Genomic DNA, 22,133 nt, shown 5'->3' on the forward strand with positions numbered 1-22,133 from the left:
GGGGGAAGATAGTTGCCCGTTTACCTTGAAGAACTCGCTTTGAGCGTCGCCCGGTGTCCTGACTTGGCGGAAGTTGACTTTGCGCTTCCGGATGGCAGCACTCATCCTTGCCACAAAATTGTCCATTCCCAGGACGTACACCCGGGCACGTTTCAAGTGCCGGAGGCGTGGGCCGGAAACCTCGAATCGGCACGAATTGTCTATCTGTCTTCCAATCCCGCCATAAGCGTCGGAAACCCGCTTGCAAAGTGGGCCTCAAAACAGTACGCCGAGAAGTACCCAACCGTGAACTGGGCCGACCCCGACATCGCCGACTTCATGATCAACCGGTTCAACCCCGAACGCGGCTGGGTGGTGGAACGGCAGCATCGTAAAGTCGACGCGGCAATCAAGGCCGGCCGCCCCACGTACGGTTCCCCTGAGCCTTACTGGGGCTGGGTTGAGAAGCAAACAAACTCATTGCTGAATTCGGACACCGTCTGGTACGAAGCAGCCGTGATGACCGAAGTTGTCCACTGCAAGTCCAACAACGAGCATGGTGTCCCCGAGGCTGCCCTGCATTGTTCGACGCGGCATATGGATCGGATCCTGGCGGCCTCCGCCGCTAGCCTTGTCGTCGTCGTTGGAGGTAAGGCCGCCAACGCCTTTCGCGCTGCGCACCTGGAAGCGCTTGCCGGCAAGCCCAACTTCGGCAAATACAGCCTTGACGGTCTGCCTGATGCAAGCCAAAACGTCTTCCCGCTGGAAATCGGCGGCAGCACGAGGCTCGTATGCTTCATCAGGCACCCGGGAGCGCGTGGCGGCTCTGCAGTGCTGGAGACCCAGTATCCCGAGGATATTGAGCGAATTCGGAACGCAGCCACGGGGCAGCAATGAAGTGCATTCCGGAAGAACCCGAATTCAGCGAGGGCCAGCTGGCAGAGAAGGCTGTCTGGGACGCGCTGAAAAACAGCCTCCCGGACGACGTCGTACTTGCCCACTCGGTCCAGTTGCGAGACGGGCGGGCAGAACACGAGATCGACATCCTCGTCCTCTGGCCCGGCGTCGGCATGGCCGCCATTGAGGTGAAGGGCGGACGCGTCTCTGTCGAAAACGGGCAGTGGCTCCAGTCCGACAGGTCCGGGGCGCACAAGATACAGAGTCCCGTTGCGCAGTCGCAGGGCTCCCTTCACGCCTTCAAGCACTGGATCGGCCGCCAGCTAGGGACGCCGCTGACGAGCCGCTTCGCCTACATGGTCAGCGTCCCCTACACCGAGGTGCCCCGTGATTGGGAGATGGCGGGCTGCCCGCGATCGCTGGTCCTCGACAAGGAAGACACCGTGTCAGCGGCCGAACTGGTCCGGACCGCCATCGAACGGGAAGGCGGCGGCGCTTCGTCGCTGGCGCCGCAGTTCATGGAACGCATCGTCCGCGTACTCAACGGAACCCTGGCTCACGATGGCACCAAGCCGCTGGACCCCAAAGAATCGGAAGATGTCCAGGATCATCTCACCGAGCGGCAGTCGGTGCTGTTGAAGGCCACGCGGTCGCTGCCAAGGATTCGGTTCACCGGCGGCGCGGGAAGTGGAAAGACTTGGCTGGCCGTGGAGAAAGCCCGACTGCTCTGCAAGCAGGGCAAACGCGTCGGCCTGTTTAGCTACAACAAGGGCATAAGCCAGTACCTCCAGGACCGGGTTTCGATCTGGCGTCATGCCCAGCCGGCATTCACCGGAGAGTTCCATGAATATGCCCGGCGTCTCGGGGTGCCAGACGGCACGGGACCCGCCTATTTCGAAGAGGAACTGCCGCAGCTGCTCAAGGACCTCGCGGTCAGCCTGCAGCCCCAACAGCGACTGGATGCCGTCATCGTTGATGAGGCTCAGGACTTTGCCCCGCTGTGGTGGCAAGCGCTGCTTGCCACCACCACGGACGACGCCGAGATCTACGCCTTCCTGGACGACCACCAGGACGTTTACCGGCGTTGGGGCAATCCCTCGACGGATGGGGCAAGCCCGCTGGAAGACCTAGTGACGATCCACATCGACGAGAATCTGCGCAACACGAGGAAGATCGCCGAAACATTCAAATCCTTTGCCGGCGATCACTTCACGCCCCGGGGAAGCACTGGCCTTCCCGTCCGGCGCGTTCAGTGCGCCAGCGAGGACGCCCTCGACGTTGCCGGTGACTGCATCGATGCTCTGATCGACGAGGGGTGGGCGAACAACCAGATCGCCATGTTGACGACGAAGGAACGCCATCCAATCCATAAGGAATTCTTCGAGAACGGCACTACCGCTGACTACTGGCGCGAGTTTCACGCCAACGAAAGCGAGTTCTACGGCCACGTTCTGGGCTTCAAAGGCCTGGAACGGTCTGTGATTGTTCTGTGCGTCAACGGCTTTAAGGACCTAGGCCGGGCAGCCGAACAGCTTTATGTTGGCCTGTCCCGGGCTCGAAGTCTCCTCGTGGTTGTCGGCGACTCCGATTTGCTGGAGGAGGCCGGCGGGCGGGATCTGAAGATGGCTCTGTCGCGGGCAGAGGTTTGGACGCCGGCAACGCCCGTTCACCGCTGAGAAGGAGGGCGACAGGGCTTTAATCCTGGCGGCCTAGTCCATCGAAGCGGCGTCAGGAACGACATGATGAGACGGAATCCACGAAATCGTAACAAGGCCATATACTCCCCTTGACGCGGGACAGCGTCATAGGTCGGGCACCAGCGACGAAGCTGATGTGCCAAAAACATGGGGATCTCAAATTGAATAGCTACCAATTGTTTCGAGGCACGCAGGATTCGTACGATCCGCCTCAGCCGCCACGAAAGCCCAAAGTCTCAACTTTCATTGTCGGAGCTCTCGCTCTGGGGGCCGTGGCGTTGGGCTCAGCCAGTGGTGGAGTCGGTGGAGCACTGCTACTTCTTTCCATATTTGCCGCGGTCACCGGCCTTTACGTCGTCGCTACTGGCCGCCGCTCTTGGGCGCGACTGCCGGGCAGCCGAAAAGTTGGTGGCATCGTTCTGGCGGCCTCTGTGGTGCTCTTTTTTGTTGGTGCCCTAGCTGTGCCGCCCCCGTCAGCCGAACGCATTGCTGCCCAGGCGGCCTCGGAGAATGAAAAACGGGCGGCAGAAGAGGCGTCCCGCGCCGCCGCAGCCAAACCACCGGCCACTCCTTCCCCCACGCCGTCCCCGACAAACACGGGGGAACCGCTCGACCCCGACAGGGTCACGGAACTCGCCAGAGGCGTCAGTTACACCGCCCCGAGAAGCCAACCCGCCTTCGCAACGAAGGCACTGGATCTTCTCGCCCTTCTCCCCATAAAGAGCATTGCTCCGACACCGGGCTACAGCGCCCGAGCCATGTACGGTCAGGCGTGGGCAGATATTGACAGGAACGGATGCGACACCAGGAACGACATACTCAAGCGAGACCTGACCAAGGTCATTTTCATGACCAATTCCACCTGCAAGGTGGAGAGCGGGATCCTTGAACCCGACCCCTACACGGCAATGACGATCAATTTCCAACGCGGCCCGGAAACCAGCAGCGCCGTGCAGATAGACCACGTAGTCGCGCTCGGTGACGCCTGGATAAAGGGAGCCCAGCAACTCACCGGCGCGCAGCGCATGGCTCTCGCCAACGATCCCCTGAACCTACAGGCCACCGACGGCCCGACCGATGTCAAAAAAGGTGAAAGCGACGCAGCTGCCTGGTTGCCGCCGAACCAGAACTTCCGCTGCGAATACGTCGCCCGGCAGATCGCCGTCAAAGCGACGTATGACCTGTGGGTAACGCAGGCCGAACACGACGCGATGGCAGCCGTACTGCAAGATTGCTCCGGACAATTGGTTCCGACCAATGAGAAGGAGGCTGCGGTCGTCGCGTCTGCCGACACGGAAGGGGATGACGCAGCCAAAGCAGTTGTCGTGGTGCCCGAGCCCGTGGCACCTGCGCCCAGACCCTATGTCCCGCCTGCTCCCGTCTACGTCGCGCCGGCCCCCGCGCCATACGTACGACCGGCTCCCGCGCCCGCGCCTTACGTTCCGCCGGCACGTGTCTACGTGCCCCCGGCACCTGTGACCTCCTACGCCAACTGTGCAGCGGTTAGGGCTGCCGGGGCAGCTCCGATCTATGCGGGCCAGCCCGGCTACAGTCGAAGCCTGGACCGCGATGGCGACGGAGTAGGCTGCGAAAAGTAAAGACCGTCGAGAGCCACATGGCCGCCCACCCGGAGCTAAAACGTCGATACCATGGCGCGAGTAACCCCGTTGGTCCTTGCGACTAACGGGGTTCTTGCGACTGGAAATTCACCGTTGGCCGCCCACTCGGACAGAACCATCATGAGGGTTACAAAGAAACCCCTAGGGCTTAGTGCTTTTGCAGTCCAGCCAGCGAGACTACACCCGGGTGGCCGTGCGCCGGGGGTTGCCTGGCCCGCCCCTGCTTTTGCTGTGGATTGCAGTGGTTCATGGCGGCGTTTCGTGATCGGCTGGTGAGTCTTATCGCTGCGTAGTCCTAGTACTGTAAGTCTTATAAATAGCGGGGCTCATCCAGCACGTATCTACCTGCCGTTGAGCGCGCCACCATCCAAATCTGAGTCACGTCCCCGGGGGAACATCCATGCGCCGTCTTGTCGTCACGTCCGCTGTCTTCACCGTCGCTTTGCTAGTCGCAGGGTGCTCTGGCGAGGCCGCCGTCACCATGCCCGACGTGGTCGGAAAGGGCCTCGATGTTGCAATCAGCGACGTGAAGCGAGCCGGAATCGACGATGAGGTGGAGGTCCTCGGCGGCGGCATGTTCGGTGTTGTCGACAAGTCGAACTGGAAGGTGTGCAGCCAAGAACCTCAAATCGGGGCAAAGGTCTCTACTGCTCCTCGCCTTACCGTTGACCGAACCTGCGATAACGCTAAGACTGCCTCCGAGGAGCCGACGCAGGGGCCCTCCGAGAAACCCGAGCAGAGCGCCCCGACCGAGGCCGCAGCAGTGGTACCCGAGCTAGCGCAGACGCTGACTGTAGAGAGCAACGAGGACCTTGCAGCGCTTCTGGCTGGGTCGGCTTCAGACGGGGATATGGTTGAAGCATTTGCGGCTAAATATGAGGGTAAAAATATCGAGTTTGATGGAAACATAGCCCACATGGACAATCATGGAAGTTATAAAACTAGATATGACATCTTAATAGCAGCTGGTGATTACAGTAAATCGACAACGACTGGACCAAACTTTCAGTTCAAGGATGTCAATATTGTTAGCGATCTACGTCTCACAGGTTCAAACGTTCCAGACACTATAGGTGCGGGACAGAATCTTCACATTATCGCTAGGGTCGAAGGCTATAATCGCATTCAAGAGCTTTTCTTTTTGAAACCGGTTTCCACTGAAGTGAGATGAGCCTCACTCACCCCACTTCGGAACCTAAAACTCCGATAAATCGCACCTCCTCAAGATTGCCGCAACGGTAAAGAGCGAGGACGGAACAGGCTTCGAAACCACCCGCCCTTACCCCACTTCCGTCAATTAGCGAAAGCCCTGGCCCCTCCGGCCAGGGCTTTCGTGTTGCGCGTACTGGCGTCGTTGTTCCCTCTCGTGAGGAAAGGCGCGGATGAGTGAGCAGGACTTTCGAGAGATGGGCTGAAGCCGATAGGGTGCTGACCTTGATCTTGGCGAGAACGGAGGCAGGCTCCTCTACGGAGCGGAGGGCAGCCTTGGGCCGGAGTGACATTAGTCGATCACACAACACCGCCACGATGCTCTGAACTCCACCCGCCCAGAGTGTTAGCCACAGGGACCTGCCTAGCGCGCACCCCCGTTTACGAAACGCAACGCGATCCCGCGCCCACCCCTTACTGTTGATCCTGCACCCTTACGAAACCGTTTACGTAAACCGTTTGCGTCAGGCATCTGTAGTCCGATTCAGCAACACCCGCAGACACCCTCAGGGAGGAGGAACAGTGGTCACCATCCGCGATGTCGCCAAGCACGCAGGCGTCTCCCCGGCCACCGTCTCCCGGGTTGTCAACGGGCTCGTGGGCTACTCGGACGAGACCCGCGAACGCGTCGAGACTGCGGTGAAGAGTCTCAGCTATGAAACGGACTACCTCGCCCGGGGCCTCAAGACCCGGCAGACGTCCGTGATCGGGCTCCTCGCCCCGATGGTCTCGGACGCCCTGGCCTCCCAGGTCATGCAGGGCGTCGAGGAAGAGGCCCAGGAACGCGGCTACGCCGTGATGCTGGGCCGCACCGGCGCCAAGTCCGCCTACATCGCCGGCTACCTCCGGACCCTGCGCACCTACCGGGCCGCCGGCGTCATCCTCATCTCCGCGGTGATCACGCCGGAGACCAGGCAGCTGCTGGGGCCCAACGTCCCCATCATCTCCGTCGCCATCAGCGACAAGTCGGGCTCGCCCAGCGTGGCCATCGACGACGAGCAGGCAGCCTACGACGCGACCCGTCACCTGCTGCGGCTCGGCCACCGCCGCATCGGGCTGCTGACCGGCGATCCGGCGTCGATCTACGTCGCCCAGCCCCGGAAGCGCGGCTACCTCCGCGCCATGACCGAGGCCAACTGCACATCGGTGACCGCCACCGGCAGCTTCTTTTACGAAAGCGGCGCTCCCGGCGTCGACGAGCTGCTGCAGCAGGAACCCGGCCTCACCGCCATCTTCGCGATGAGCGACGAGATGGGAGCCGCCGTCGTCAATGAACTGCAGCGGCGCGGCCTCCGGGTGTCGGAGGACGTCTCCGTCCTGGGCTTCGATAACACCTCCACCTCGCTGCACGTGAACCCGCCGCTGAGCACCATGGCGCAGCCGCTCGAGGAGATGGGACGGATGGCCGTGAAGAAGCTGCTCCGCTCCCGCGACCTGGGGCCGAAGATCATGCCGCACCGGCTGATCGAGCGCGGTTCCACCGCGCCACCGAACTCAACACAGCCCAGCCCAGCGCCGCCGGGCCCCCAGCAACCCACCAGCTAGCCCCACTAGACCAACACCCAAACGGCGGCAGCCGGCACTCCCCCGTGCCACCAACCGGCCAGCCGCCGCAGTTCCGCATGCACCAAACCACCCGCACCACCCACCTTGCACCACCCCAGAAAACAAGGAGCAACACATGAGGCAGCGCCGCCGCACCTGGCAGACTCTTCTCGCCACCACCGCATCCCTGACCGTCGCCGCCGTCGCCCTCACCGGCTGCGGCGGGACCGCCACGGACGCGAAGAGCACGCCGAAGGCCACCGCCGCGTCCTTCGAGGGCAAGGGCCCCATCAACTACGTCTCCAACCGCGATGCCTCCGGTGCCGCGAACAAGAGCATCGAAGAGTGGAACACCGCCCACCCGGAGGAGAAGGTCACGTTCATCGAACTGCCGGACTCCGCGGACCAGCAGCGCCAGCAGCTCATCCAGAACGCGCAGATCAAGTCGGACACATTCAGCGTGCTGAACCTGGACGTCGTCTGGACCTCCGAGTTCGCCGCCAACAAGTGGATCCTGCCGCTGCCCGCGGACGCCGTCCCCACCGACAAGATGATCCCCGCCACGGTCAACGCCGCGACCTACCGGGACACCCTGGTCGGCGCCCCGTACTACACCGACGGCGCCCTGTTCTACTTCCGCTCCGACCTGCTCAAGGCCGCCGGCATCGCCGCCCCGCCCAAGACCTGGGACGAGATGAAGACCGCCTGCAAGGCGATCCTGGCGCTCCCCGAAGCCGCCGGCATGTCCTGCTACACCGGCCAGTTCGACAAGAACGAGGCCCTCACGGTCAACTTCTCCGAGGCCGTGGCCTCCGCCGGCGGCACCGTGGTGGACGCCGACGGCAAGCCCACCGTCAACACCCCGGAAGCCAAGGCCGGCCTGAACCTGCTGGTGGACGGCTTCAAGGACGGCATGTTCCCGTCCGACGCCATCACCTACCTCGAGGAGCAGGGCCGCCGCGCGTTCCAGGACGGCAAGCTCGTCTTTATGCGCAACTGGCCCTTCCTGCACGCCTCCTTGAGCGCCACGGACGGCTCCAGCAAGGTGGCGGGCAAGTTCGACATCACCTCCATCCCCGGCACCGACGGCCCCGGCGTCTCCACCCTGGGCGGCCGCAGCCTCGCCATCTCCCCGTTCACCCCGAACAAGGCCACGGCGCTGGAGTTCGTCAAGTTCTTCACCAGCGAGGAGCAGGCCCAGAAGCGCCTCGCCCTGTCCTCCCGCGCCCCGGTGTACGCCTCCCTCTTCGAGGACCCCGCCGTCGTCGCCAAGCGCCCGTTCTTCCCCACCCTGCTGACGTCGCTGAACAACGCCCAGCCGCGCCCCAAGGTGGTCCAGTACGGCGCCACCACCAAGGCGATCCAGGAAGAGGCCTACGCCGCCATCACCGGCGCCAAGGACACCGACACGGCCCTGAAGGACATGCAGGCCAAGCTCACCGAGCTCACAAAGTAACTCAGCCCGCAGTTCACCCCACACGCCTGGCCGGTCGGCCTACCCCGGCCGGCCAGGCAGCTGCAACTCCAGTTAGGTACCCAGCATGACGACGACGACCGCCCCGCCCGCCGGCGCGCAGACCGGCACGCCCACGCCAGGCAGCCCGCGCAGACGCGGCAAACGCCCCCCCGGTGAAGGCCGCATGGCCGCGATGCTGCTCTCCCCCACCATCCTGGTGCTGGCCCTGGTGATCGTGTACCCGCTGCTCTCCGCGGTGCACCAGTCCCTGTTCCGCGCCGAATCCGGCCTGGACGCGGACGGCTTCGTCTCCGACGTGGAATCCTTCGTGGGCCTGGCCAACTACGCCGACCTCTTCGTCGGCGAATCCGGCCGGCGCTTCCTGAACGCCTTCGCCAACACCACCTTCTTCACCGTCACCACGGTGTTCCTTGAGACCGTCCTGGGCCTCTGCCTGGCCCTCGCCATGAACCGCGCCTTCCGCGGCCGGTCCTTCCTGCGCGCCAGCATCCTGGTCCCCTGGGCCGTCCCCACCGCCGTCTCCGGCCTGCTGTGGCGCTGGATCTTCCAGTCCGACGGCATCGCCAACAACCTGCTCGGCAGCGAAATCCTGTGGACCGCCGAAGGCAACGCCTCCAAGGTGGCCGTCATCATCGCCGAAGTCTGGAAGACCGCCCCGTTCATCGGCCTGCTCGTCCTCGCCGGCATGCAGGTCATCCCCGGCGAAGTCTACGAAGCCGCCCGGATCGACGGCGCCGGCTGGTGGCGCCAGCTCGGCTCCATCACCCTCCCGCTGGTCAAGCCCACCCTCCTGGTCGCCGTGCTGTTCCGCATGCTCGACGCCCTGCGCATGTTCGACCTGCCTTTCGTGTTGATCGGCCCCGGCAAGGAATCCGTGGAAACCCTCTCCATGCTGGCCTGGGACGAATCCAACCAGCTCCGCTACGGGTCCGCCTCCGCGTTCGCCGTCATGCTCTTCCTGTACGTCGCCGTCGTCGCGATTGTCTTTGTGAAGGTCCTCGGCGCCGACGTCACCGGCGCCAAGGAACTGAAGCTGCTGTCGAAGAAGACCGCCCGGAAGAACCGCATCGCGGCGAGCCAGACGCCGGCGACCGCTGACCATTCGACCTCAGACCACGCTGACCAGAAGAAGGCCGAGGCCACCCGATGACCATCTCCGACCTCCGCAACGCCGCCGCCGATTCCGGCACGACCGGTTCCGGCGCACCCAAGGCGACTGCCGCCGTCGTACCCGGCAAAACGAAACCCAAGCGCACCTGGCGCTCCTACAGCGTCTACGCCGGCCTGGCCCTGATCTTCGCCTACTGCCTGGCGCCGTTCTACTGGATGCTGGTCTCAAGCCTGCGCCGCACCGCGGACATCTTCGACAACACCCTGCTGCCGGCGCCGTTCTCGCTGGAGAACTACGCCAAGGTGTTCGACGGCTCCACGATGTTCGGCCAGGCGCTGCTCAACTCCCTGATCGTCGCGGGCACCACCACCACGTTCGCGCTGGTCCTGGGCGTGTTCGCCGCCTACGCGATCTCCCGGCTGAACTTCCGCTTCAAGTCGCTGATCCTGGGTGTCATCATCGCGACGTCGATGTTCCCCGGCATCTCCGTGGTGGTGCCGCTGCTGCGGCTCTTCACGGACATCGGCTGGATCAACACCTACCAGGCGATGATCGTGCCGAACCTGTCCTTCGCGATCCCGCTGGCGGTCTGGAACCTCACCACGTTTATGAAGGCCCTGCCGTTCGACCTCGAGGAAGCCGCCATGATCGACGGCTGCACCAAGTGGCAGGCGTTCCGCCGGGTGCTGCTGCCGCTCGCCGCACCGGGCGTCTTCACCACCGCGATCCTGACGTTCATCCACAGCTGGAACGAGTTCATCATCGCCCTGTCGATGATCAACGACCCGAAGATCCAGACCGCCACGGTCGCGATCTCCAAGTTCACCGGCGCCACCGAGTTCCAGGCTCCGTTCGGCGAGCAGATGGCGGCCGGCGTGATCGTCACCGTTCCGCTCGTGATCATGGTGCTGGTCTTCCAGCGCCGGATCGTCGAGGGCCTCACCGCCGGCGCCAGCAAATGAGCCCTGCTTTGGTCGAAGATACCGCTCTGGCGCCTTCCGCCGAGTGGTGGCAGTCCGCCGTCATTTACCAGGTCTATCCGCGGTCCTTCGCCGACGGCGACGGCGACGGCGTGGGCGACCTCTCCGGGCTCATTGCCCGGCTGCCGTACATCGCCTCGCTGGGGGTGGACGGGATCTGGATGACCCCGTTCCAGCCCTCCCCGCAGGTGGACCAGGGCTACGACGTGTCCGACTACTGCGGCGTGGACCCGCTGTTCGGCACCATGAAGCAGTTCGATACGTTGCTGGAACTGGCGCACTCGCTGGGCCTGAGGATCCTGCTCGACGTCGTCCCCAACCACTGCTCCTCGGAGCACCCGCTGTTCCAGGCTGCTTTGGCGGCCGGGCCGGGCTCGCCGGAACGGGACATGTTCCACTTTGTCCCGGGTCGGGTGGACATGCCTGACGACGACGGGTCGGGTTCCGTTGTTGCTTCCGGCGGTGCTGCTTTCGCCGGCGCTGGCGGTGATGTTCCGCCGAACAACTGGCAGAGCGTCTTCGGCGGCCGCGCCTGGAGCCGCGCCCACCCGGGTTCGGCGACGGACAAGGACTGGTACCTGCACCTCTTCTCCCCCGAGCAGCCGGACTGGAACTGGCGCAATCCCGCCGTCGGCGAGTACTTCGACGGGGTCCTGCGCTTCTGGTTCGACAAGGGTGTGGACGGCCTCCGGATCGACGTCGCGCATGCCCTTTTCAAGGCCGACGGCCTGCCGGATTCGCCCTCCGAGGGCGGGGTGGTGGACGGGCTGCGGTCCAACCCGCAGGTCTCGGACCAGGAGGAGGTCCACGAGGTCTACCGCCGCTGGCGCACCCTGGCGGAGAAGTACGAGCCGCACCGGCTGCTGGTGGGCGAGGTCAACTTGGAGCCGGCCCGTGCCGCCCGCTACACCCGCGCGGACGAGATGCAGCAGGCCTTCGCGTTCGCGTTCGTGAAGCTCGGCTGGGATCCCGAGGCCTGGGCCGCCGTCGGAAATGAACTCGAAGCCGCCCGGCAGCTGCACGGCGCCACGCCCACGTGGGCGTTGGAGAATCACGACATCGTCCGCTCAGTGACCCGTTTTGGTGGCGGCGAAGTCGGCGCCCTGCGTGCCCGCGCCGCGCTGGTGGCGTTGCTGGGGCTGCCCGGCCCGGCGTACCTCTACCAGGGACAGGAGCTCGGGCTGCCCGAGGTCGACGTCCCGCTGGAGTCACGGGTGGATCCCATGTGGGCCCGCGGCGGCGTCTGCCGCGACGGCGCCCGCGTCCCGCTGCCGTGGACCGAGGACGAGGCGCTGAGCCACGGCTTCTCGCTGACTGAACCGGCGGCTCAGCCGTGGCTGCCGGTCCCGGAGGGCTGGGGAGAACACGCGATCGAGCGCCAGCAGCAGGACGCAGAATCGTCGCTGTCGTTGGTGACCAAGGCGCTGGAGCTGCGCCGGCTGCTGTGGAAGACGGAGATCTTCGGCCCGGACGACGGCGGCAGCTGGCGCGTCGAAGCTGGGAACATGCTGATCTGCGAACGCAGCGCTGACTTCTTCGTCGCCGTCGCGATGGGCAGGGAGCCGGTGCGGCTGCCGGCCGGATCCGTGCTGCTCAGCGCGGCGCCGCTCGAAGAGAACGGCTGGCTGCGGCCGAACAACGCCGCCTGGGTGCTGCGGGGCTAATCCGTTCCGTCATACGAAGGGCCGTCCACGTTCCTTAGGAAGGTGGACGGCCATTGGCATCGACAGGGTCGTTTCTCGTGCCCGTAAATACAGGGTGTCACATTTGAGAATCTATCGGACTATTTGCGGACTTAGACAGGCTGCCGACTTACATGACTTGCTGGCCGGGTGCTCTCCGAGATCGACAGCGCGGTCAACACGGTCCTCGCCCGCTGTCGCACTGAGACAAGCCGATCTTGCAGACCGGATCGCGTTGCGCGTGCCCCAAGAATCTCGTCAGCCATCGCGTCGATGCGTTGCAACTCTGGCCTGAATGTATCCTCCAAGTTGGAATCTACCGAGTGGAGCGCATCGACCACGATGCCGTCCGCCTGGGCCAGTACCTCCTGGGTAATGCTGCGGCGACGCTCTACCCGTGCCTGCTCTTCTTTAACTGCCGACCGCTCCTCCGCAATGGCTCCGTACGCCTCCAGTCCGATTGAGACTGCAATCCCGCCGACCTTAGCGACCTTTCCGATATTGTTAGCGGTCCGCACCGCTTCCCATGGCTTGAACTTCTTACCGAACGCCCTGCCGACTGTCAGCACAACTTTGTGCCCTGTGCTGCCTGCGGCTGCCTGCGTTCCACTGCCAGCACCCCAGAAGTCGTGGAACTGCTTGAGATACTTCGACAAGTCGCCTGCCCAGCTTGGCGGAAGAGGAAGGGGAGAACGGCCTGGCCGGACGTCCACGTGTCGCGCTTCGAAGCTGGTAGCTTCCGAGTCACCGAGCCGGACCGAGATACGGCCGTAGGGAGAGGCTTCAATCTCTAGGACTTCGGAGGCGAGGTCGTCAAACTGCACTTCGAGTACCTTGCGTACCGCACTCTCGAACCGATCCAAGGCAGCGCGAAGGTTCTCGTTTAGCGCTGCCATATGCGCGTCCGATACCCCCTCGTGGGAACTCTCGGCCCTGCTTTGTTCGTCGCGTTCGATGCTGTCAGCGAATTGCGTGGCGGCGCGCACCGCGTCCGCTCGGAACTGGGCTGCGCGCGCTTCGAGCAGACTGTCCAGATGGATCCGCTTTTTGGAAAGCGCGGAACGTTGTCTGGTAAGAACGGCGAGGGCGGCCTGTTCACCGGGGTCATCCGTGATGCCGGCAGATGCTTCGAGGGCAAGCGCGATGATGAGCTGCAGCGGCTGACTTAGTCTGCCCAGCTCTCCCTGTTGGCTGGCGAAACGGTTGATGAGCGTCGCGACATTATCCAGACGGGACTCCTCTATGTAGGCTTTCGAGGAGTCGTGGTCGGAGGCTGCAAGATCGAGACCTTCGAGGTAGTACTGACCGTCACACTCGACCCAAGGGATCTGGTCGAACGAGCCGAGCGCTTTCTTGATCGCTTCTTCTCGCACGCCTTCGGCGGCCATCCGAGTTCCCGCCTTGGTTACGACGATAAGTGTCTGTCGTGATTTGCCGAGTCGGCCGAGCACGTCACGGAGGTGGGCGGTCAGGACGTCATCGAAGAGCTCGACCGTAACTGCGAATAGCACGAGATCGGCTGACTGAAGCGCCTCTTCAGCGAGGTCGTTGTGATGCGGGCGGCCCGCGTACACGCCTGGCGTATCGACAAGGCGGACGTCGCCGTCCCAGTCGAACTCTTCCACGGCGTCGGTGGTCACACCCGATCCGATGACGACGCTGGCGGCTCCGTTGGTGAGGGCTTTGATGAGAGTCGACTTGCCGCTGCTGTACTGCCCCGTGAAGACCAGAAGCGGGGTTGCGTGGGGGTCCACCAAGAGACGTTCCAGCAGGGGTTTTGCGACCGCAGGATCAAGTTCGCAGAGGATTTCACGAAGATCCTCATGCAATTCCCTCGTAGCGGCGGACGATTCCTTAAACAGGTTAACGGTCACGATTCTGAAGTCCTTCTGGTGCTGTCTATGCGGATGTGCTTGCTGATATGGGATGTCAATGCGTCAGACCACGTCTCTGAGATCTCAAGGGGTATATCAGCGTCCACGCAAATGGTGGCGGCGCCTGAATCTGCTCTCAATAGGTGCGCAGGCGCCTCGACAAGGCCGCATGCATATGAGAGCGCGCCCGCTGCCTCTTCGCCGGCGCTGCGCGCCCTCCCGCCAGCCAATTTCTCCCCGACGTCCGGCGGGTACAACCATGCCTCCGAGAACGCAGCGTCCTCGAACTCGGCGAGGATGCAGACCCCGGGCGCGCGTGTCGCCATTCTTAGGGATCGAGCAAGCCGTTCGCGGCCCGCGATTCGAAGCAAGGCTGCTGTTGTCTCCTTGTCCAGCTCTCGGATCAGCGCTCCGAGTGCCGCTCCGTGTTGGAGCCACCGGTCCGCCAGTCGGTCGAGTGCTGCAGCTCGGTCGTCACTTTGGCCGCGCGCGGTGGTAAGGCTGGTATGTAGCACGCCGAGCCGTTCCTCGACGGCCCGCTCGCACTCGCCCAGGAGATCGTCGAGAATTGGCCCAACCTGTTTCGCCACCTCGTCGCGTCTCTTCCGCAACACTCCGTCTTGGCCCAACACCCAACTGTCAATGAGTCCCTTGACGGGCTTCATTGCCATGCCGATGCCGGCTCCCACGATGCTGCCGACGATGGTCGTAACGATTGCTCCGGGGCCGGTCGCCAGTCCGAGTGTCGAACCGATCACTGCACCGAGTTTGGCGCCAGCTAAGGCGCCGCCAACACTGATTGCCGCGATTCCGGCCCGCGCCAACCGGTTCCCGAGTACTGATTCGAATCCTGTGAGATCCCGCAAAGTGAACCGGTCGGGCGAAATGCTCGCCCACTCGGCGTCCGTCGCGGCGAATGCCGACTCCACATCCACCCTCAACTGCGAGAATCTGGTTTCCAGCGCCTCGTTCAGTTCCCCCCGCAACGCATCGAGTTCCTCCTTCCAGGCTTGCTGGAGCGACTCTCCGAAATCTTTCACTGAGAGGTGCCAGTCACGGCGTCGTCCGAGCATGATTGCAATGTCGGCGACCATGCTTTCGCCCGCGGCACGAACGATGCGGGTCAACCGCACGTGAATATCCTCGTTGAGTTTCCTTGCGTGTTCTGCCTGCATGCGGCGGGTCGTCGATCCCTCCGCCAACGAAAGCATGAGGCACTCGACCTGACGACGCTGCCCGTCGACCACCCTCAGAGCTCGCCTGCTCTCGCTGTGAGTGGCATACTCGCGATTCAAGACATCGACGAGATCATCGATGCGGCTCGACGAGTGGAGCTCTGTGTCGATCTCACCACCGTGTGCCAATGCTTCGGTCGCAGCGAGCGCGTGCACGTGGACCACGTCGAGGGGGGCGACGGCGGCCGCTGACATGTTACGCCGGATTTCTTCAACCAGTCCCTCCCGGTTTCCGAAGACGCGCTCAGGAAACCTCAGTAAATTCATCCGCCCGATCCCTTCGAGAGATTGGAGACAATTGAGAACGACAATGATCGGCTTGCCCCTGACTCCGATCAGACGGAGTGCACGCGCTGTCTCCTCCTGGATGGAGTCGCTACTCGCGACCCACAAGATGAGATCCGCGTGAAGCGCGGCGCTAAACGCTAGCTCGAAGTCTTCTGCGCCATCGTGTGCGCCGACGCCGGGAGTGTCGACGAACTCAATACGGCCAGACGCCGTCGAGGTCGCAGCGAAGACATCGCGTGAGAATCGTTGACGACCGTCTCCGATCCTGTCGAAGTGTGAGCCAGACAGCGCCGACAAGAGCGATGACTTCCCGGCCATCGTCCGCCCCATCAGGACAACGCGCATCGGCGCGTCGAAGTCGAGGGTCGCTTCTTCCCAAGCTACCCATGACTCTCTGTCGCCACTGCTTAGTGCTGAGTCGATGCCATCGAGCTCGGCCTCATCGTGCAGCGCCTGTTCGCGTATGGCTCCAGCTCGGGCGGCGAAGGCTGCCACGAAATCCCTAATCGCGGGCCACGGATCTGACAGCGGAGGCTCCTCACCGAAGAGCACAGGAAGTGCTGAGGGTAGCCACTCGTGGCGGGAAGGCACGTCGCACTCAATCATGCGCATGTCAGAATATTCTTGCCTTGGGTTGCCCTCTCGTTGCATGTACCGCCGGTCTTCATGAAAGCGTCCTTGAGCTCCGTGACATTGGCGAATGAGCCGCCGTCGGCCGGGGCCGCGCCCCAACAGTTAGGTAAGCGGACAGCCGCGCGTACTGCGGAAAGTGCGACGCTTCGAACTTCATAACGAGTGCTTTCTCTCTGAGCTTGAGTCCGACGAGTCGCGGTCCCCCCGGATGAAGATACCGGAAACGGCGCCCGTCTAACTGCAGGTGTTGAAGAACGGACGGATCGCGTTGAGTGCATACTCGGCAGTACAGCCCTTTCGGAAGCACCGAGACGCCTTCGGCAAGACCAGCGCGCCCCTTGGGCACGCCCGCATGCCGGCGACCGCGTCGCAGAAAGCACGTCATCAGTTTTGCGATGTTTTTGGCGCGTGACGGCCAGCCTGGCTACGGAGGAATGATGCTCGCGTCTATCGTCCTCAGCTGCCGTGGCCAGACCGGCTGGACGTTGCCGCACCGGGTGCAGGGATCAACATTCCAAGACAGCTACTCGGCTACGGGCTACCTAAAATTCAGGGTGCTACGGTGTCGATGCTGTCATAGTCACGGCTTAGGGTTATATCATGACGACTTCCGTAGGCGCCCTCTTCGACAATTGTGGCGTGGAATGGGCAGGGTCTGCTGAGTGGGGACAACGGATTCCCGTAGACGAACCTGGTATTTACGCAATTTCTATGACATCCGAACCCTATGCTTTACATAGCGCAGCCACAGAACTGCCGCTGAGCACTCGGGCGTTTCATGAGCTCGTGAACGTCTGCCCGTTCCTTGAGGTTGACGGTATGCCCGCAACGATCGACTCCTTCAGGAGCAGGCTGCAGCGGTTCTGGTTGGCTGACGAGCCGATTCTATATATTGGCAAAGCTGGAACATCGCTGTCAGCCAGAACGCGTGCCTACTATTCGACCAAGCTTGGCGCGACGGGACCCCACGCGGGCGGTTGGTGGCTCAAGATGCTGACGATCCTTCCTGAGCTAACTGTGCACTACGCACGACACCCCGATGTCGACGGCGCTGAGGTCGCCCTCATCAATCAGTTCGCGCGAGAGGTGTCGCCAGCTTCGCGGGCGTACCTTCTGGACAGGAATCGCGTCGGCCCGTTCGCCAACGTCCGGATTCCGGGACATGGCAACAAAGCCCACAGTTTGAACCACTACAAAGTCCCACGGACGACTACAACCAATGCAACTCGTGTACGGCTGCCTATGGCATCAGTCCACGGACAGGATATGACTCGAGCCGTCTTCGCGCCGCCCGTAAGAAACGCGATCGTCCCATCGCAGTCACTTACGCCAAAAGACCGAAATCGCTCATATCTTCGAATTCCAGCAGGCTCGAAGTTCGCCTTCCCCTCTGTACCGGGAGCGGTGCCAGTCCTTGTCCGGGGCGAAGAGCGGATCGTTTCATGGCATCCAGGCAACGGTAGGTCGGGTCGGCTGGGCCTCGGGCGCCCACTGATGTCCGAGCTCGTAGTCCCCGGTTATCCCGTGCACATCGAAGCCACCAACGCCAGCTACCGCCTCATCGAATAGTGCAAATAGTCAATGTCGAGCACCAAGCGGGCTAGAAACAAGCAATCGCACGTACCAGCCCCCTAGGTTTTTGGTGCATGCACCGGGCCGCGCTTTAGGGGGCATGTTCGAAGCGGCCGCCCCGCTGGCGCCCGCAGGTAGTGGCTGTCCGGGGCGCGTGGTGGGAACGGACTCGCGAATCCCGTTCGACGCGTTGGCCAGCGTGTTCACTGAGTTGGGATTTGATGCGCTGGGGCGATGACGTGTTTCGGGATCTGGTGCACGCCCGTGACAAGGGCGTGGACGGGCTCCGCATCGACGTCGCGCATGCGCTGATGTGCTTACTGAGAACCTGTGACCATATGGCTGGCCATCGCCCTGTAACCGGCTCCCGCCTTGGTGGCGGGAGCCGGTTCTGTTCGGCCTTATTGCTCGCAGCAGCGATGCATTGTGATGTTGAAATGTGCCGGGCCCACGCCTACGCGCGTTGGGCGATGTTGATGATGTTGCCCTCGCTGTCCAGGAACCAGGCCGCTTTCCCCCAGTCGGCGGTGGCCACGCCGTTTTCCGTCTTCAGGCCGGGAAAGTCGTACTCTTCAAAGACGACGCCACGGCCGCGCAGTTCCTCCATCTCACGTTCGAGATTGTCAGTTTCCCAGCCCATCTGGGTGTTCTTGGCCGTCCCTGCATTCTCTGTCTGGTAAATAAGGAAGCCTGTTCCTTGGCCGCAGCTGTACATCAGGCTCCCCTCCTCCATGGAATCGGTGGGCTCTATCCCCAGCTTGTCGCGGTAGAAATCCTTCGCCCTGTTGATGTCCTTAGCGGCGAGGACAGCGATGATGTTTGAATCCTTGAGCATGATGATTCCCTTCTATGCGTTGATGATCGCAGCGATGGCGTTGCTCCCCCCGGTTTGGAAATGCTTTAGCGCTTCTTGCCCGCTTCGGTGCCCGTGATGTTGAACGAGGCGTCCAGTTTCACCGTCGCTTTTGTCCCGTCGGCCTTCCGGATGTGTGCCTCGTAGGCAGCCCCCTCGGCATCGGTTTCGACGCGGACGACGGTCGCGTCAGGGTTGGCGGCCCTCACTGCCGCTTCCACCCGGGCCGCAGTGTCGCCGGTCAGCAGTTGCTCGGTGACGCCGTTGGCCTGGTGGCCACCCTTTTGCTGAGAGGCCGACGATGTTGTGGAGGTCGCGGCGCCGTCCGGTGCGGCGATTGCGAGATACATGCCGCCGCCGACGAGTGCGGCAGTCAATGCTGCGCCCGCTGCGACGTTTTGAGCTGTTTTCATCACGTGCTCCTGATTTCTGCGATCAGGCCTATCGGTGCTTTCGCTGACCGCTTTATCGTCCTGGCCATCGCGTCCCCAGCAACGCCCAGCGCGGGTGAATTCAGTAGGGACAATGTGGAGTCTACGCACGTGTCAGGGTGACGGCTAGGGGACTTCAGGACCCGAATTATCGCCTCCCTGACGGGGCGCTCCCAGGCCGGCCCACTTCCGCCGGCGTCCGCAGGGTGCCAGAGTTAAACGATGAACGAGGAAACCGGAAATGCGGAATCCGGCGGGCTGATCCTGGACCTGGACCTGGAGTGCACGCTCGACGCTCCCCCGGAAGAAGTCTTCAGGATGCTGACGGAGTCCGCCGAACTGGTGAAGTGGTGGGGTCCGCACGGCTTCACGATCCCCGCGGCCGAGGTAAGCCTGACGGAAGGCGGCAGCTACCGGTTCCGGATGACGCCACCGGACGGCGATCCGTTCCACCTCTCAGGCGAATTCCTGGAGATCGATCCGCCATGGCGCCTCGTGTACACCTTCCGCTGGGAGGAACCGACGGCGGACGACCGGGACACCGTCGTCGACCTCGCACTGGGGAGCACCGACGAAGCCACGCGCCTGGTGCTCTCGCAGGGACCGTTCCTGACGGAAGAGCGGCTGGACTTGCACCGCAGCGGATGGACCGAGTCGTTCGAGAAATTGCAGGCGGTACTGAACAGCCGCACCTGAGAAGGCCCGGACCCCCCTTGTCAGCGATGTCCGGTTCCACCGCCCGCCAAGGCAGACTGGAACCATGACCGTTACAACTTTCGCGCTCATCCGTCACGGCCAGACCGACTGGAATGCGCAGCGCCGGCTGCAAGGAACCACCGACATTCCGCTGAACGACGTCGGGCGGGACCAGGCGCGGGACGCCGTCGAAACCCTGGCCGGCTACGAGTGGGACGCCATCGTGTCTTCGCCGCTGAGCCGCGCCGCGGAAACCGCGGACCTGATCGCCGCCGGGCTCGGGCTCACCGTGGCCCGGCGCGTCCCGGAGCTTACCGAGCGCAGCTTCGGTCCCGCAGAGGGCCTGCAGGACGGTGCCGAGCTCGATGCCCTGCGCACCCCCGGCGGCTTCCGCGGAGCCGAAGGCGAGGACGAAACAGCGGTCCGCGGGCTTGCCGCACTGGAAACGCTGGCAGAGGAGTTCCGCGGCGGCCGCGTCCTGGTGGTCACGCACGGCTCGCTCCTCCGGGTGAGCCTCAGCCGCGCGGTCGGCCGCACCCTGCCAAGCGTCACCAACGCCGTGCTCAACCTGGCCCACCACCACCCCGCGGAGGGCTGGAACCTCGAATACTTCAACGGCGAACGGCTGACCGCCGCCGTCAGCTGACCGCAAACCAGCCCGGCGCTACGATTGCTACGGAGGCAGTCATGACAACCATCCCGCACCGCGAGCTCCGCAATCAGAGCAGCAAGATCCTTGAGCGTGTGAAGAACGGCGAAACCATCGACGTCACCAACAATGGCGAAGTGGCCGCCACCCTGATCCCGCCCGCCGCCTCGCCGTTCGAGCGGCTGCTGCTGTCCGGAAGCGTGCGCCGCGCGACGTCGGAACCCGTGAACTTCCAGATCCTTCGCCGCGTCAGCAGCGACGCCGGCAGCGCAGAAATCCTGTCCGAACTGCGCGGCGACCGGTGATCATCTACGTTGACGCTTCTGCTGCCCTCAAACTGGTCGTGGAAGAGACCGAGTCCGCCGCTGCGGCGCAGTACCTGTCAACGGCCGCGCACCGGGGCGACCAGCTAGTCGCCTCCATGTTGCTCTATACGGAACTCCACTGCGCGGGCCACCGCCGGGGGCTGCCGGCCGATTTGATCACCACAGTATTGGACGGAATCAATCTCGTGGACGTGGCGCGTTCGGACCTTATGTACGCCGCCGCCATGCCCGGAAAATTGCGCAACGCCGACGCCATCCACCTCGCAACCGCCGTCCGGCTGCAGACGGACATCCTGGTGGCCTACGACGTCGAACTCGTCACCGCCGCGACGGAAGCCGGGCTCCGGACCCAGTCACCGGGGATGGCTCCGTAGCGGAATCCGGCCGGGATCGGGTGCGTCCGGGTGAAAAGCGTGCGACAGTTTTCGCCATGGCAGCTTTTGATCAGTCCGACGACCTCCGCGAAGCACAATTCGTCGACGTGAACTTGCGGGGAGCCCGGTTCGTCCGGTCCGACCTGTCCGGCACGGTGATGCGCGGCGTGGATGTGGGCGGGGCAGACATCGATGCGCCGTGGCTGTTCGACGGCGGAGACTTCCTGCGCGTCAACGGCGTCGATGTTGTTCCCTTCGTCGAGGCCGAACTCAACCGCCGCTTTCCCGGCCGTGCCGAAAGACGCGCCGGCGATCCGGATGGGCTTCGATCCGCCTGGGCCGCCCTGGAGCGGACCTGGTCCGCGACGCTCGAGCGGGTCGCGGCGATGCCGGCCGGCACGGTCGATATCTCGGTGGACGGCGAGTGGTCCTTCGCCCAGACGCTGCGTCACCTGGTCATGGCCACCGATACGTGGCTGGGCCGGGCCATCCAGGAGATCGAACAGCCGTACCACCCCGCAGGCCAGCCAAACTTTGAGTACGAGCCGGACGGCTACGACATCTCCGTCTTCTCCACGGCCGCACCGACGTATGCGGAAGTGCTCGAGGTGCGGGCCGGCCGGGTAGCCATGGTGCGCGACTTCCTCGCCGCCGCCACCCCGGCTGACCTGGCCAAGGTGCGCAAGAACCCCTGGGGTCCCGAACACGCGGTGACCATCCTGTCGTGCCTGCACACAATCATCAACGAGGAGTGGGAGCACCACCGCTACGCCGTCCGTGACCTGGACACGGTCGAAGCCGTGAGAGACTCCACTTCCTGAATCCGGTGCCCATCCGGTGGTGGTTCGGCCCCGCACCCCTGTTGCCTCATGTCAATACCTCCGGGAAGGTGCAGTCGTTGCCTCAGATGAATTCCTCCGGCTGGCGCGTTGGTTCCATCGTTCGTTCACGGCGGGTTTGACGGGGGCAGCCTGTTTGGCAGTGGCGATGGCTTCTAGCTGGCCGG

18 protein-coding genes are annotated in these 22,133 nt (G+C 63.5%); 14 read left to right on the forward strand and 4 right to left on the reverse strand.

The features are described 5' to 3' along the window. The first annotated feature begins 12 nt into the window (after window positions 1-12). The 9 genes from AB4Y67_RS15160 to AB4Y67_RS15200 all read left to right on the forward strand — a co-directional run bounded on the left by AB4Y67_RS15160 (window position 13) and on the right by AB4Y67_RS15200 (window position 12,178). On the forward strand, window positions 13-876 hold the full coding sequence (locus AB4Y67_RS15160; protein WP_441406594.1) for a hypothetical protein: 864 nt from the start codon (window positions 13-15) through the stop codon (window positions 874-876). After that, window positions 873-2,552: an NERD domain-containing protein gene (locus AB4Y67_RS15165; RefSeq protein WP_441406595.1), complete on the forward strand. Its 1,680-nt coding sequence runs from the start codon at window positions 873-875 to the stop codon at window positions 2,550-2,552. Before AB4Y67_RS15160 ends, AB4Y67_RS15165 begins: the two co-directional genes overlap by 4 nt. A 779-nt stretch (window positions 2,553-3,331) precedes the next feature. After that, window positions 3,332-4,171: a GmrSD restriction endonuclease domain-containing protein gene (locus tag AB4Y67_RS15170; protein WP_441406612.1), complete on the forward strand. Its 840-nt coding sequence runs from the start codon at window positions 3,332-3,334 to the stop codon at window positions 4,169-4,171. Between the two features lie 421 nt (window positions 4,172-4,592). Then, the gene (locus AB4Y67_RS15175; protein ID WP_441406596.1) at window positions 4,593-5,363 is read left to right on the forward strand and encodes a DUF4839 domain-containing protein; all 771 of its coding nucleotides are present in this window, start codon (window positions 4,593-4,595) and stop codon (window positions 5,361-5,363) included. Window positions 5,364-5,923: 560 nt separating this feature from the next. Then, window positions 5,924-6,946, forward strand: coding sequence for a LacI family DNA-binding transcriptional regulator (locus AB4Y67_RS15180; protein WP_441406597.1), 1,023 nt, complete (start codon window positions 5,924-5,926; stop codon window positions 6,944-6,946). 136 nt (window positions 6,947-7,082) lie between these two features. Further along, the gene (locus AB4Y67_RS15185) at window positions 7,083-8,402 is read left to right on the forward strand and encodes an ABC transporter substrate-binding protein (protein WP_441406598.1); all 1,320 of its coding nucleotides are present in this window, start codon (window positions 7,083-7,085) and stop codon (window positions 8,400-8,402) included. Window positions 8,403-8,487: 85 nt separating this feature from the next. After that, window positions 8,488-9,573: a carbohydrate ABC transporter permease gene (locus tag AB4Y67_RS15190; protein ID WP_441406599.1), complete on the forward strand. Its 1,086-nt coding sequence runs from the start codon at window positions 8,488-8,490 to the stop codon at window positions 9,571-9,573. Further along, entirely contained in the window at window positions 9,570-10,496 is a 927-nt protein-coding gene (locus tag AB4Y67_RS15195; protein WP_441406600.1) for a carbohydrate ABC transporter permease, read from the forward strand. The genes AB4Y67_RS15190 and AB4Y67_RS15195 overlap by 4 nt, the downstream gene beginning before the upstream one ends. An 8-nt stretch (window positions 10,497-10,504) precedes the next feature. Further along, window positions 10,505-12,178 carry an alpha-amylase family glycosyl hydrolase gene (locus tag AB4Y67_RS15200; RefSeq protein ID WP_441406601.1) on the forward strand — a complete coding sequence of 558 codons (1,674 nt, stop codon included), beginning with the start codon at window positions 10,505-10,507 and terminating at the stop codon, window positions 12,176-12,178. Window positions 12,179-12,309: 131 nt separating this feature from the next. Here AB4Y67_RS15200 and AB4Y67_RS15205 read toward each other — a convergent pair whose 3' ends face one another. The 4 genes from AB4Y67_RS15205 to AB4Y67_RS15220 all read right to left on the reverse strand — a co-directional run bounded on the left by AB4Y67_RS15205 (window position 12,310) and on the right by AB4Y67_RS15220 (window position 19,064). Then, window positions 12,310-14,070 (reverse strand): GTPase, encoded by a 1,761-nt coding sequence (locus tag AB4Y67_RS15205; protein WP_441406602.1) that lies wholly within the window; start codon window positions 14,068-14,070, stop codon window positions 12,310-12,312. Further along, complete coding sequence (locus tag AB4Y67_RS15210; RefSeq protein WP_441406603.1) at window positions 14,067-16,205, reverse strand: GTPase; 2,139 nt, start codon at window positions 16,203-16,205, stop codon at window positions 14,067-14,069. Before AB4Y67_RS15210 ends, AB4Y67_RS15205 begins: the two co-directional genes overlap by 4 nt. A gap of 2,047 nt (window positions 16,206-18,252) precedes the next feature. Further along, on the reverse strand, window positions 18,253-18,633 hold the full coding sequence (locus tag AB4Y67_RS15215; protein WP_441406604.1) for a VOC family protein: 381 nt from the start codon (window positions 18,631-18,633) through the stop codon (window positions 18,253-18,255). Between the two features lie 65 nt (window positions 18,634-18,698). After that, window positions 18,699-19,064 carry a hypothetical protein gene (locus AB4Y67_RS15220; protein ID WP_441406605.1) on the reverse strand — a complete coding sequence of 122 codons (366 nt, stop codon included), beginning with the start codon at window positions 19,062-19,064 and terminating at the stop codon, window positions 18,699-18,701. A gap of 240 nt (window positions 19,065-19,304) precedes the next feature. Between AB4Y67_RS15220 and AB4Y67_RS15225 the strand changes: the two genes are divergently transcribed. From AB4Y67_RS15225 to AB4Y67_RS15245, 5 genes are all read left to right on the forward strand, one after another. Further along, window positions 19,305-19,778, forward strand: coding sequence for an SRPBCC family protein (locus AB4Y67_RS15225; protein WP_441406606.1), 474 nt, complete (start codon window positions 19,305-19,307; stop codon window positions 19,776-19,778). A 64-nt stretch (window positions 19,779-19,842) separates the two neighbouring features. Beyond that, window positions 19,843-20,424, forward strand: a complete 582-nt coding sequence (locus tag AB4Y67_RS15230) for a histidine phosphatase family protein (protein WP_441406607.1) — start codon at window positions 19,843-19,845, stop codon at window positions 20,422-20,424. A gap of 41 nt (window positions 20,425-20,465) precedes the next feature. Beyond that, window positions 20,466-20,732: a type II toxin-antitoxin system Phd/YefM family antitoxin gene (locus AB4Y67_RS15235; RefSeq protein WP_441406608.1), complete on the forward strand. Its 267-nt coding sequence runs from the start codon at window positions 20,466-20,468 to the stop codon at window positions 20,730-20,732. Beyond that, on the forward strand, window positions 20,729-21,127 hold the full coding sequence (locus AB4Y67_RS15240) for a type II toxin-antitoxin system VapC family toxin (protein ID WP_441406609.1): 399 nt from the start codon (window positions 20,729-20,731) through the stop codon (window positions 21,125-21,127). The genes AB4Y67_RS15235 and AB4Y67_RS15240 overlap by 4 nt, the downstream gene beginning before the upstream one ends. A 56-nt stretch (window positions 21,128-21,183) precedes the next feature. After that, entirely contained in the window at window positions 21,184-21,948 is a 765-nt protein-coding gene (locus tag AB4Y67_RS15245) for a DinB family protein (RefSeq protein WP_441406610.1), read from the forward strand. Window positions 21,949-22,133 lie beyond the last annotated feature (185 nt).

Source organism: Arthrobacter sp. YAF17 (assembly GCF_052113365.1).
Classification (GTDB): domain Bacteria; phylum Actinomycetota; class Actinomycetes; order Actinomycetales; family Micrococcaceae; genus Arthrobacter.

Bases quoted from the DNA above. Each gene is read 5' to 3' on its own strand.
- AB4Y67_RS15185 (WP_441406598.1), top strand. From the start codon at position 7,083: ATGAGGCAGCGCCGCCGCACCTGGCAGACTCTTCTCGCCACCACCGCA.
- AB4Y67_RS15210 (WP_441406603.1), bottom strand. From the start codon at position 16,205: ATGCGCATGATTGAGTGCGACGTGCCTTCCCGCCACGAGTGGCTACCC.
- AB4Y67_RS15175 (WP_441406596.1), top strand. From the start codon at position 4,593: ATGCGCCGTCTTGTCGTCACGTCCGCTGTCTTCACCGTCGCTTTGCTA.
- AB4Y67_RS15235 (WP_441406608.1), top strand. From the start codon at position 20,466: ATGACAACCATCCCGCACCGCGAGCTCCGCAATCAGAGCAGCAAGATC.
- AB4Y67_RS15225 (WP_441406606.1), top strand. From the start codon at position 19,305: ATGAACGAGGAAACCGGAAATGCGGAATCCGGCGGGCTGATCCTGGAC.
- AB4Y67_RS15230 (WP_441406607.1), top strand. From the start codon at position 19,843: ATGACCGTTACAACTTTCGCGCTCATCCGTCACGGCCAGACCGACTGG.
- AB4Y67_RS15190 (WP_441406599.1), top strand. From the start codon at position 8,488: ATGACGACGACGACCGCCCCGCCCGCCGGCGCGCAGACCGGCACGCCC.
- AB4Y67_RS15215 (WP_441406604.1), bottom strand. From the start codon at position 18,633: ATGCTCAAGGATTCAAACATCATCGCTGTCCTCGCCGCTAAGGACATC.
- AB4Y67_RS15245 (WP_441406610.1), top strand. From the start codon at position 21,184: ATGGCAGCTTTTGATCAGTCCGACGACCTCCGCGAAGCACAATTCGTC.
- AB4Y67_RS15220 (WP_441406605.1), bottom strand. From the start codon at position 19,064: ATGAAAACAGCTCAAAACGTCGCAGCGGGCGCAGCATTGACTGCCGCA.
- AB4Y67_RS15165 (WP_441406595.1), top strand. From the start codon at position 873: ATGAAGTGCATTCCGGAAGAACCCGAATTCAGCGAGGGCCAGCTGGCA.
- AB4Y67_RS15170 (WP_441406612.1), top strand. From the start codon at position 3,332: ATGTACGGTCAGGCGTGGGCAGATATTGACAGGAACGGATGCGACACC.
- AB4Y67_RS15195 (WP_441406600.1), top strand. From the start codon at position 9,570: ATGACCATCTCCGACCTCCGCAACGCCGCCGCCGATTCCGGCACGACC.